At 56.7% G+C, this 12,738-nt stretch carries 6 protein-coding genes; 5 read left to right on the top strand and 1 reads right to left on the bottom strand.

The features are described from left to right. The 5 genes from AC25M7_RS25285 to AC25M7_RS25265 form a co-directional block, all read left to right on the top strand. A partial coding sequence (locus AC25M7_RS25285; protein ID WP_486971620.1) for a hemagglutinin repeat-containing protein occupies positions 1–8,233 on the top strand: 8,233 nt, incomplete at its 5' end. A 1-nt stretch (position 8,234) separates the two neighbouring features. Then, the gene (locus tag AC25M7_RS25280) at positions 8,235–8,534 is read left to right on the top strand and encodes a hypothetical protein (protein WP_230962685.1); all 300 of its coding nucleotides are present in this window, start codon (positions 8,235–8,237) and stop codon (positions 8,532–8,534) included. Positions 8,535–9,003: 469 nt separating this feature from the next. Further along, positions 9,004–9,264: a hypothetical protein gene (locus AC25M7_RS25275; RefSeq protein WP_155721682.1), complete on the top strand. Its 261-nt coding sequence runs from the start codon at positions 9,004–9,006 to the stop codon at positions 9,262–9,264. A 1,165-nt stretch (positions 9,265–10,429) separates the two neighbouring features. Further along, the gene (locus tag AC25M7_RS25270) at positions 10,430–10,666 is read left to right on the top strand and encodes a hypothetical protein (protein WP_186597206.1); all 237 of its coding nucleotides are present in this window, start codon (positions 10,430–10,432) and stop codon (positions 10,664–10,666) included. A gap of 286 nt (positions 10,667–10,952) precedes the next feature. Then, positions 10,953–11,975 (top strand): hypothetical protein, encoded by a 1,023-nt coding sequence (locus AC25M7_RS25265; protein WP_486971619.1) that lies wholly within the window; start codon positions 10,953–10,955, stop codon positions 11,973–11,975. Between the two features lie 642 nt (positions 11,976–12,617). Here the strand turns inward: AC25M7_RS25265 and AC25M7_RS25260 are convergent. Beyond that, positions 12,618–12,738: IS3 family transposase (locus AC25M7_RS25260; RefSeq protein ID WP_140387959.1), on the bottom strand; the 121-nt coding region annotated here is incomplete at its 5' end.

Genomic DNA, 12,738 nt, shown 5'->3' with positions numbered 1-12,738 from the left:
CCTGTCCAGCGGCAGCGGCCAGCAGCTGACCATCACGGGGGCACTGGACAACCATGAAGGCGGCCTGATCGATGCCGGTGAAAAGCTGGTCATCAGCGCAGGTTCCCTCGACAACCATGGCGGTCGCGTGGCCACCCGCCAGGACCTCGGTCTGACCGCCGCGAGCCTGAACAACAACGACGGCAACCTCGCCGCCCAGGGCGCCCTGACCCTCGACCTGCTCGGCGAGCTGCTCAACCGCAAGGGCACGCTGTTCGCCGGCAAGAACCTGCTGATCCAGCGCGTCGGGCTGGTCGACAACCAGGCTGGCCAGATCGCCAGCCAGGGCCTGCTCAAGGTGCTGGCTGGCAGCATCGACAACAGCCAGCGCGGCACCCTGGCCGCCAATGGCGCGCTCGTGCTCAACAGCAGCGGGTCGCTCAGCAACACGAACGATGGCCTGATCTACAGCCAGCAGGGTGACGTGAGCCTGCAGGCGGCGAGTTTGAACAACGCCAAGGGCACCGTGCAGGCCAAGGGCGCGATCACCGCGCAGGCAAACGCCGTGTTTGACAACCAGGTCGGCAAGCTGATCGCCCAGGAAGGCGCGCTGACGGTGACCGCCGACACCCTCGACAACCGCGGCGGCATCCTCGCCAGCCTCAAGCAGTCGCTGGGCGTGCGCACCACCGGTGTGCTGCGCAACGGCAGCGATGCCAACGGCCAACGCGGCGTCCTTCAGGCCCTGGGCATCGATGTGCAGAGCGCCAACCTCGACAACCACGGCGGGCGCATCGCGGCGCTGGGCGGTGATGCGCTGATCCGCACCGGGCAGTTGGACAACCGCGACGGCGGCATCTCCGCCAGCGGCCTGCTCAAGGTCATCGGCGCCAGCCTGCTCAACGGTGGCGATACGCGTGGCGAGATGGTCGGCCAGCGCATCGAACTGGGGCTGAGCGGCGCCCTGGACAACCGTGGCGGCATCGTCGAAAGCGCCAGCACCCTGGCCATTACCGCCGCCAGCCTGGACAACCAGGGAGGACAACTTCGTGCCGTGGGCACCAGCGGCAAGAGCCAGTTCGCCATTGGCGGGCTGTTCGACAACCGCAACGGCCAGGTGGAGATCGGCAGCAGTGACCTGACCCTCGGCGCCGGCCTGCTGCAGAACGTCGGTGGCAAGGTGCTGCACGCCGGCAAGGGCGTGTTCGACATCGACACCGCCAACCTCACCCGCGCCGGCGGCAGCCTCAGCACCCGCGGTGGGCTGACCCTGACCGCCGACAGCTGGACCAACGTCAGCGTGATCCAGGCCGGACGCCTGACGGTCAACGTCAACAACCTCACCCAAACGGCAGGCGGCCAGTTGCTGGCACTCGACAGCCTGGTGGGCAACGGCGGCAACTGGAGCAACGATGGCCTGATCGCCAGTGACGGTACCCTCAGCCTGAAGCTGGGCGGCAGCTATGGCGGCAATGGCCGGGTCAGCAGCCTGGGCACGCTGGGGTTGAGCGCGGCGCAAATGACCCTGGGCGCCAATGGCAGCGTCACGGGCGTGGGCAACACCACGATCAATATCGCTGGCCTGTTGAACAACCAGGGGCGGTTGAGCACGGCGGGCGATCTGCTGATCAACGCCGGTAGCGTGAACAACCTGGGGACCTTGGGTGGCAACCAGTTGGTGCGGGTGACCACTGGCAGCCTGCGCAATGACCATGGGCTGCTGTTCAGCGGCGGGGACATGCAGCTGTATGCCGACAGCCTGACCAACTTCTACGGGGATGTTTACAGCCTAGGTGGGCTGAGGGTGGCGCGGGATGGGGCCGGCGGTCTAGCGGATTTGGTGGACAACGTTTCTGGCAGTTTGGAAAGTGCCGGGGACATGCGTCTTAATGCCACGAACATTCAGAATAGGAAAGAAATATTCAAGACCACTGGCACGCCGAAATGGAGTGCGATTGGTATGCGACAGACCGGGCAGCTTGCCGGGCATATGGTGCTTGAGGAGTATTACGAGAAAATAGTAGAGATAGATTCCCCTGCAGGAGCAATTAGAGCCGGACGCGATCTTTCTGTACTGGGCACTCGCATGGAGAACGCGGCCTCGGTGATAACGGCTGGGCACGATATCGCAATTAATGTGCAGGATTTTATTAATGAAGGTAAGGCACTAGGTACCTATTCCGAGCTGAAGTCATTTGCACTTCCTAATTACTACGCAAAAAATGCATGGCCTTTCTGGAGTGCAGTTACGACCTATAATGCTGCTCATGATCCTGGGTACACCCAGGTTACCGCAGGTTTCCGTAAAAATCGCTACAACGTCGGCACGATGCGCTTCTGGGATGCCAACTGGAACGAATCGCGAACGACTCCGTCGTTTCACCAGGCCGGACCTTCTGGAAATGGTAACGATATAGTTTATGTCGGTTGGACGCAGTATCTTGGCGGCTTCAATATGAGCGCCTTCGGGGCCGCACCTGCTTACAATCCGAACTCCACAGTGCCCCTTCCAGCGGCTGTGCAAGGTATCAATTTCTTTGAAACTCGAACTATTGTGCACGACGGACAAGTTGGCGCAGCAAATGCTGTCGTTCAGGCGGGTGGTCGGGTCAGCATCAATGCAACCAAGAGTCTGACCAACAGTGTCATCCAGGAAGGGCTTACGGTCAGTGGTCCGACCGCCAAAGCGTTCGACCCGAAACTCCCAGGGGCGTCCGGCAATACGCTCATCAATATTCATGCCCAGCTTCCCCCTGACCTCGCGCAACAGCAGGTCAATCCGCTTGCCTTGGGCGGCTTTACGTTACCTATCGGTCAGAATGGCCTGTTCCGCCTGAGTGGCCAGGGTGGGAGCGTTTCGGGTAGCCCGGCCCAGAGCTGGAAGCTTGGCAGTGCAGACGTCACGATCCAGGACCGTCAGGCGATGGTGTCCGGCACCCAGCCTGGGGCGCTGCAGGCCATGGATGCCAGAGCGGTGGAACAGAATCATCAGCAAATCGACCGAATTGCTCATCAGGGTGGAGCCGTGGGTGGTACTGCCAGCGCCATCGGTGTCAACGCGCCGAATGGCGCGCCGGTTGAAGTATCCCTGCCGCAACGACATCCCGGTGTCGATGTTCGCGAGTTGGCTGCCGGTGTCAACCTGGGCATCAGCGCTCATCCTGACATCCCGGGGGTCACCCGGATGCCGGATAGCAAGTACACCAGCAAGCCACACAAGTACCTGATCGAGACCAATCCGGTCCTCACCGACCTCAAGCAGTTCATGAGCTCGGACTACCTGCTTGGCAACCTGGGCTACGATCCGGACCAGAGCTGGAAGCGCTTGGGCGATGGCCTCTACGAGCAACGTCTGATCCAGCAGGCGGTGGTAGCCCGTACCGGCCAACAGTTCATCGATGGCCAAACCTCCGGCGAGCAGTTGTTCAAGTACCTGATGGACAACGCCATCCGCAGCAAGGACCAACTCCAGCTCAGCCTGGGTGTGGGCCTGACGGCCTCCCAGGTGGCGGCGCTGACCCATGACATCGTGTGGATGGAAAAGCACGTGGTCAATGGCGAGGAAGTGCTGGTCCCGGTGCTCTACCTGGCCCAGGCCAACAACCGCCTGGCGCCCAACGGGGCATTGATTGCCGGCCAGGACGTGCAACTGATCGCCGGCGAGAACCTGACCAACGCCGGTACCCTGCAGGCCAGCCGCAACCTGTCCGCCACCGCCGGCAACAACCTGGTCAACACCGGCCTGGTCCAGGCCGGAGAGCGCCTGGAACTACTGGCCGGCAACAACCTGAGCAACAGTGCTGGCGGCATCATCACCGGGCGCGACGTTAGCCTGACGGCGGTCAATGGCGACATCATCAACCAGCGCGACCAGGTACGTGCCGTCACCAACTTTGGTGGTACCAGCCAGCACCAGGACTACCTGGACAGCGCCGCACGCATCGAAGCCGGTAACAGCCTCAGCCTCAAGGCGGGCCAGGACATCAACAACGTCGCCAGCGTGATCCAGAGTGGCGGCGACCTGTCGCTCAGTGCCGGGCGCGATGTCAGCATGCTGTCGGTCGAGGAGCGCGAAGGCTTCTACAGCGACCGGCAGCGCAACAACACGGTGCAGCAGCACGGCGCCACGGTCACCGCTGGCCGCGACCTGAGCATCGGCGCCGGCCGCGATCTCACCGCCGTGGCCAGCCAGATCGACGCGGGCCGCAACCTTACCCTGGCCGCGGGCGAGGACCTGAACCTGACCTCCGCTGCCAACGAAGCCCACAGCTTCAGCCGCAGCAAGAAAGTCACCCAGTCCAAGGACCAGGTCACCCAGGTCTCGACCACGCTCAAGGCCGGTGGCGATGTCTCGCTGTCCGCGGGCCAGGACATGGCCATCGTCGCCAGCCAGGTCAAGGGCAAGGGCGATGTAGACATCGACGCCGAGCGCGACCTGACCATTGCCTCCGAGCAGAACGAAAGCGCTTCGTACTACCTGAAGAAGAGCAAGGGCTCGTTCGGTCGCAGCAGTTCGACGCAGAAAGAGAGCTACCACAGCACCAACGTTGCCTCGGTGATCGAGGCCGGTGGCGACCTGACCGTCAACGTCAGGAAGAAGGGCGACGGCGGCATCGCCCTGGACGGTGGCCGCGATGTCTCGGTGATCGGCAGCCAGCTCAAGGCCGGCGGCGATGTCATGCTCGGTGCCACCGGCGATGTGGCGGTGCTGTCCGGCGTCGAGGAACACGGCGAGTACAGCAAGAAGACCAAGTCCGGCTTCCTGGGCCTGTCGAAGAGCGGCAAGAGCCAGCTGCAGACCCGCGCCACGCAGGTCGGCAGCGAGCTGGATGCCGGCAACGACATCGTCATCGCCGCAGGCAGCGATGTGCGCCTGCGCGCCAGTGAGGCCAATGCCGGCAAGGACGTCGAGCTGCGTGCGGGGTTGATCGACAAAGAGGGTGACGTCAACCTGGTGTCGGCCAATGACACGGCCTATAGCCACAGCGACTCGTACAAGAAAAAGATCGGCATGTCGGTTTCCCCCGGCATCGTCGTCATTCCGTCCGTCTCGCTAGCCTCGGCGAAGAAAGCCGGGCAGGAAGCACGCAGCAGTACCAGTGTCGGCAGTCAGGTCCTGGCGGTGCGTGATGCCTCGCTCCAGGCCGAGCGCGACATCAACCTGCTGGGCAGTGGTGTCAATGCCGGTCGCAATGTCAGCTTGAACGCGGGACGTGATGTCAACGTGGCCGCCGCCGAGAACCAGAGCGACAGCAAGACCTGGTCGAAAACCTCGAAGGTTGGTTTGAGTGCCAGTGCCGACGACAACGGGATCAAGGTGTTCGCGGGTGTCGAGAAGGAAGTGGCTACGGATCGCTTGCGCGAACAGTTGGCCTCTTCCAGTCAGATCAAGGCCGGCCAGGACCTGGATGTCAACGCGGGGCGTGATATCAACCAGACCGGCTCCGACCTGATCGCAGGCCATGACATCAGCCTGGGCGCGGGCCGCGACATCAATATCGACGCAGCGCGTGAAACCCGTATCCACGAGCAGGAGCGGGAGTATGCGACACAGGGTGCCGGGGCTTCGATCAACCATAACTTCGGGCGCACCAAGGACGCGGTGAGCAACGCCGGCAAGGGCGAGAATGGCGTGAGCAAGGTCGCCAGCACCCTGCAGGCCATTGACGGCATCAACCAGTTCCTTGCCGGGCCAACCGGCGATCTCAAGATCGGCAACAGTTCGCAGAAGAACCAGCAGACCAGCATCGAGCAAAGCAACCGTGGCTCCAGCCTGGAGGCCGGCCACGATATCAAGCTGCAGGCTGGCAACGACGTCAATGTCAAGGGCAGCCAGGTGCAGGCCGGGCGGGACATCGACGTCAAGGGGCGCGACATCAATATCGATGTCGCCCACGGCAGCAGCACCCAGAAGACCCGTGAGTCGCAGAACTGGGCCGGGGTTCACGGGGGGAGCAGTGGCGGTATCAAGGTGGGCATCGGCGCCAGCCATGGTGCTGCGGGTGTCGATGGCACCCAGGGCAACTCGACGCCGAGTCAGCTCGAGGCGGGGCGCGATATCAAGCTCGACGCCAGCCACGACCTGAACATCGTCGGTTCGCAGGTCAAGGCCGGGCGTGACATCGACCTGGCCACGGGCAATGACCTGAACATCCGCGCTGCGCAGAACGACTCGCACTACGAGCAGAACCGCCGCAGCGGCGGAGGTGAAGTCGGCCTGGCGTTCGGCTCGGAAGGGGTAGGTATCTATGCCAGCGTCAACCTTGGCAAGGGCGCGCTGGAACGCGATGCCCAGCGTCACCAGGAGGCCTATATCTACGCGGGCGACCAGCTGAAGTTCATCAGCGGCAAGGACACCAACATCCAGGGTGCCCAGGTGCGCGGGGACGAAGTCATCGGCCGTGTGGGGGGTGACCTGAGCGTGGCCTCGGCCATTGACACCGGCAAGGTCAAGGGCAAGGAGTTCGACCTGAGTGCCACCGTCACCATCGGCCCGGGCTCGGGTATCAGTGGCTCGGTCGGCAAAGGCAAGACCACGGGTGAAACCGAGTGGGTGGAGAACCAGACCCGCATCAGCGCTCGGGAAAAGGTCGATATCCGTACCGAAAACCACACCCAGCTCGATGGTGCCTTGATCGCCTCCGACAACGGCAACCTCAAGCTCGACACCGGCAAGTTGGGGCACCGTGATATCGCGGGCAAGGACCAGGAGCATGGTTACTACCTGAATGTCAGTGGCAGCTGGAAGCCGGTCAAGAATGCCAAGGACGAGAAGAGTGCAACCGTCAGTGGCTGGGAGTACGAGAAAGACCGCGAGCAGATTGTCCGGGCCACCGTTGGTGCCGGCGACATCACAGTGCGCGGGGATGCCGCCACCGGCCAGGACTCCACGGTCGGGCTGAATCGGGACCTGGACAAGGCTTACCAGATCACTCGAGACCACGAGTCGCGCACCGACCTCTACATCAGTGACACGGCGGTCAACGATGCGCTTCACCCAGTAGCCACGGTGAACAGGTGGTCCAACGAGCTTCGCAACTATGACAAGACTGCGCTGAAGAACCTCGAGCAGGCCGGCAATGTCGTCAATGTTCTGGTCAATCGCTTCGAGCGCCTTCAAGGGCGTCAGTTGGATGCAGGTGCCGTGGCCATTGGCGGGGTGAAGCTCGCAGAGGACACCTATGAAGCGCTGCTGATGGCGAACTTCAAGCCTGATGAAGCCAAGGCGCTCATGCGCACGCCGAGTTTCCAGCAGGAGGTGCTGGCACGCCTTAACCAGATCGAACATGTGTTCGATAAGCACGAGGAGTCCACGACCGAGCTTACACGTCTGTGGATGGAGCTTGCCCCTACGCCGATCACTGAACGCCGTGGTCCGGTGCAGATGGCGCTGACCTATAGCTCGCAAATCAATGAGTATCTGGATGCAGACCCGGAGCGAGGTCAGAAACTGGCGCTGGCTCTGGCGATGATCCAGGGGCCCAAGGCGGTTATACAGCTGGCGGTGTCGACAGCGATTGGGCAGACGGAGCTCGGTCAAGACCTCAATGAACAGTACGACCGTGCCATGACCCGAGTCGGCACGATGCTTGCTGAGCACATGGAAGGCGGCGGTGTTGTCCTGAATGGGGAGTCTGACAGCGACAAGTTCCTGGTGGGGGGCGGCAAGCTCATCAGCAGCATGATTCTGGGTGTTGCCTCGGGGCGCAAAGGGAGTGGTGGGCATGAGGCCAAAAAGCCAACGACTACTCCTGTGGAGTTGCCAGGGGGCGGGAGGGGTGTCATTAATGGTGCGAAAGATGGAGGTACAGCTGGATTCAGTGGTGGTAAGCCCAGTGTATTGGATGATCCATACAGTCCACATTCTGTTGCTGAAAGGTCTAAGCTTAATAGAGAACACTATGGTCGGGATAATGCGGCGGATGAGTTTTCTGCTGGTCTTCCAAACTATGCAACTCATTCAACAGCTAAGAGCTATCAGTCCAAGGGACCTAGAGACCTGAATGAGCAGATTTTGTGGAATAGAGTGATAGATAATCCTTCAGCGGGTCGTGATACTAAATTGGCAGGTGATAAAGATTTTCCGCGAAGTGAAGGGTGGAGAAAAATGGAAGTTAGTCATCGTCTGCCTAATGGGGAGAATGTTACTATTCACTACCAATATAACTCTGTGACCGACAAGGCATATGATATGAAAATCACAACGCCGCAGCAGCTTCCACCTGTGCTGCAACCTGGAAGAACTATTGAGTGATGTGGATATGATTGTTCGAGAAATTGGGCGGGCTGAGCCTGTGCAGGTATTTGGGATTTACTGGGTAGGGAATGAGCGCTTTTACTGGGTTATTCCCTATGAAGGTTACGGTGGTCTTATGGCACTTAGTGATAGAGAGGTCAATGTTGTTGACTCTACCTTATCAGGTGATCTCATCATCTGCAAAGCAGGGGATGGGGGAGACATGATTCTGCACTGGGCAGCCGAAGATCTGATTGAAGAACTTGCGGAGCGCGATCCGCAAGCGATGGCCGAGTTTTTGAGGCGCATAGAAACCTGATGATGCCAAAGGAGCTAGAGAAGTAGATAAGTTCTGGTGTTGCCAGGGGCGGAAAGGGTGTCATTAATGGTGCGAAAGGTAATGATGTAGCTGAAGCTTTAACTAGTGTTGCCCAGAAACAGCTCGATAAAAAACAAACATGTCTCCGATTTTTGGTGTGGTGACTACTAAAAAATCCAGAGACGCTGGCTCAGTATGAGGCAGCCATCAAAAGTCACATGGTATCCACTTTCTACGACTCGGCTAGGTGCATATAGTTTTGTAAAGCGGCGAAAAAAAGCGGACGGCGAAAAAGCGAAAAAGGGGACAGATTTATTTTTCCTGCTCTAGTTTCGATCCTGTAGTGGAGAAGGGGTCGAACAGTCATGCAAGGCAGGTCGAATCTAGAGTATAGAAAATAAATCTGTACCCTTTTGCGTTCTGTTGCGTTAGATAGGCAGGCTATTAATAGCTTGTTAGGGAGGTAAAAATGGCTAAGTTTCGATGTCGATGCACTCATGTCATTAGCTTGGTTGGTTCTCCTGTTTCAGAGGAGTTCACTCTCGTTCCAAATAAGTTGTTGTATGAGTTGGCGGGGCGAGCTGATAAAGGAAGAATCCCTTTTGATGAGTTTTTTGATCGTATAGATGTAGTTGGTAAAGAGGTTATTGCTTGTCCTGCATGCGGTCGAGTTTGGATAAGAAAGGATGAAGGGGCAGAATATTGGCCCTATCTTGAAGAAAAGGAATAGTAGGCCATCCGGGATAGATGTATTTTTACTGCTCTAATTTCGGTTCCTGGTGGCGAAAAGCGAAAAAGGGGACAGATTTATTTTTCCTGCTCTAGTTTCGATCCTGTAGTGGAGAAGGGGGCGAACAGTCATGCAGGGAAGGTCGAATCTAGAGTGTAGAAAATAAACCTGTCCCCTTTGCGCTACTTTAGTGATAAAGGTGTTCACTGATAAGGCCGGTAACTTGATAAGTACATTCCCGGTTAAGTTGATGAACTAATGAGGTCTCTCCCTGTGCATGTGTGGCGTGAGCTTCAGTTGGCTGTGATGCTGCTTAGTGAAGAGTCATCGTTAAGAGGGGGTCTTGGGGTTATTCTTTTGTGGGTCAGAGGTAACTATTAATGTTTTACTGTTGAGCCGTTCTTGATTTATGGAGTCGATGAGTTTTCAAATGTAAATGAAAGTTTGATGCCTGTTGATTATTCGTCATTTTTACCTAGTGATATAACACGCTTCAAAAAGGTCATTCTGGGACATCAGGCTAAGGACGTTGAGTCTATAGCGCGGTTTCTACGCGATACAATCGAGGCCTTGATAACTGTTGAAGTTGATAAATAATGCCCTAGGTGTGAGTCTACTGGGCTGCGCGTCTTTATAGGTAGGCATAACGGGCTACTGGCTTACCAATGTGACGTCTGTGGTCATTCCCATTACATAGACGGATCCAAGGTGGAAGCTGGTGGGTTAGAATTTGTAAGTGAGGGAGTGTTGCGGAATATTGGCATGATTTAATGGTGCAAAAAGAAAAAAGGGGGCGGATTTATTTTTCCTGATTTATTTTTCCTGCTCTAGTATCGATCCTGTAGTGGAGAAGGGGTCGAACAGTCATGCAGGGCAGGTCGAATCTAGAGTATAGAAAATAAATCTGTCCCTTTTTGCCTGTTACAAAGCATCCAGAATATTTTGGGTTTGATTCGACTGCGGCGCTTAGAAAGACGTATAGAGCAGATACTCAACTGAGTGAGGTGGGCAGTGCGGCTGTAGACTAAATACTCAAAGGGGGTACTAGGAGCTCGGGGGCGGGAGGTCGCTAACCAGCAGGTTGGGTGACTTATACATTGCCAGATGGTAGAGCTGCAAGTTGGGAGCCGGGTGGTAAGTTTATTGGGTTTAGAGGAGTGAGGTCGTGACCAGTTTGGTGTTTGAGAAAGTTGGTGATGTAAATAGTGATTTTCCTTATCTTTGCGTATACAAGGAGGGAGGTGGTGAGCCGTTTATGGAGATTTCCGTAAATTCAGGCAGAGAGTTGGAGTTTGTTTTTTATTCAAATTCTAATGATGTTTCACTCACGGCCGAGGAGTGGAGGGATATTTTTGTGCGTGGGGGAGAATTTCATCCGGAGGCATTAGAGAATGGTGATTGAGTTGGTGGAAGCTAAAAAAGATGGGGGTTATTTTTTGTGCTCAAATTCTGTAGTTTATTTTGAATGTCGAGATGGTTGACGGTGCAGGGGGACGTTATTGGCAAGAATGAAGGGCGCCAGATTTTAGACATTATGGCGAAAAAGGGGACAGATTTATTTTTCCTGCTCTAGTTTCGATCCTGTAGTGGAGAAGGGGTCGAACAGTCATGCAGGGCAGGTCGAATCTAGAGTATAGAAAATAAATCTGTCCCCTTTTTCGCCCGTGATCAATACTGTTCTGGGTGGGATGACCCAGGGCTCGACGGGTAATGAGTTCGATGCAGTTGCCCGGCGCCTGGTCGACTTGGCAGGTAAAGATCCTCAAGCGGCGCTGAAGGTGCTGGCTGTACTCGGTTCCGTCAATCCTCAAAATGACGGGCGAACCAACCTGGTACCCGCTGTGGCAATGGCTGCGGCCCTGGTTGCGGGGCTTGGTGCCTCACTGAGCCTGAGCCAGGGCACGCCAGAGCGCCAGGCGGATATGCGCGCCGCCGCATCAAACATGTTGGATGCCATCGAGGCATCCACTACGGACATGAGCAAGAGAGCGGAGTTGATGGTGGTGCTCTCCGGCCTTGTCTTTGGTACGCCCGCCTTGCCGATCCATGAGCTTGATCCTCGGGCGAAAATCTACGAAGGGATGCTAGCTGAGAAAAATCGCCAGAACCCGTCCAGCGGAGGGTTTGCGGAAGGCGGGCAGGTGACAGTGACTCCGCATACTGGCGGCAAACAGCTTGATGGGCAGTCAGGTAGCGGCACCTATGTCACCCCGGAGCATCAGCAAAACCCAGGGCTGGTGTTCAATGAAAACACTGGCTACGATTTTAAACCTGCAGATAGAAGTGGTATAAAATTTGACACCAGTATAGTCAATAAACCTAATGATGCGCTGGAGATTGAGTTGTCAGCACGTCAGAAGTTCGATAAGAATGGAGTGATAGTGGATAGCAAGTTTGCGCGCACCGACTTGGTGGCACGTTTTGCACCAGAAACGGGTTTGTTCATAGACTGGTATGGCACAACCGTAAAGGGTAGGAATATTGGCACAGAACTGATATCTCGGGCGATTGAAGAGGTCGGGCCGACACGTGTTAAGCAGGTGTCCGCGACACTGGGGAATGATAATCGAGAAGCCTACCAAACTGCCCGGGACGCAGGCTTGCGGGCTGATCAGGCGGTATGGGGTACTCCGCTAGGTAAAACAATGTCCTCGCTCGGTTTCAAGAGTGTCGAGGTGACATCAAGTTATTCGGTTAAATTCCGATATTAGAGGGTATTATGGAAAAGGCTGAGTTGATTCGTGCTTTGATTAAGGCGGGCAGGGCGGGCGATCTTCTCGCTTTCGTCGAGGGGGAGTCTCCGTACCTGACCGATGCTTCACAGGGAGTACCGGAATCACCTTGGCTGAGAAGAATCTGGGTGCTTGTTGTAACGCATCTCAGATTTGTCACGCGGTATGGAGAGGTGACGAAGTCTCAGATCGCTGATGGCCAAGTGCTATCACCCTACCCTGCAGAGTTTCAGCTGTGGTTGGCTGCAGGTGCACCGGGTATAGCACTCGAGGATTTGCAGGCCTATGTAAGAGAGCATCCATTTGAATGACGGATCTGTAACAATTGTGGGAAATAAATCAATCCCCTTTGCCCTTTGGCAGCATTGCTGACCCACTAAAGCTTCAGGCGCTTCTGGAAGGTGTTTGACCGTATGCTGCGCGGAATAGGGTTATGGCATCTCAAAGATGCCAAATGCTGGTGTGGATATTAGCACCGGTATCAGGTTGTATGTTATGTCTCTGGGGTGGTTGTTTAAGTGGTTCTGCATAACGGTGACACGCTTCGATAGACCAGATAGTGGAAAAGCAGAATGCCAAAATTCTTGTGTAGGTGTGGGTGTATGAATCGCCCCTGGTTTCCTAGACACTCTCCAAGCTCAGAAAATAGCGTTTCTCATACTCTACTGGAGACAGCTGCATAGCACTGCTGTGTCGACGCTTGGGGTTATAGAACATCTCGATGTAATCGAAAATATCACTT

It is taken from the genome of Pseudomonas sp. P106(2024), from assembly GCF_057480815.1.
The sequence above is the reverse complement of the archived record's forward strand: the minus strand, read 5'-3'. Positions and strand labels throughout refer to the sequence as shown.

Bases quoted from the DNA above. Each gene is read 5' to 3' on its own strand.
- AC25M7_RS25265 (WP_486971619.1), top strand. From the start codon at position 10,953: ATGACCCAGGGCTCGACGGGTAATGAGTTCGATGCAGTTGCCCGGCGC.
- AC25M7_RS25275 (WP_155721682.1), top strand. From the start codon at position 9,004: ATGGCTAAGTTTCGATGTCGATGCACTCATGTCATTAGCTTGGTTGGT.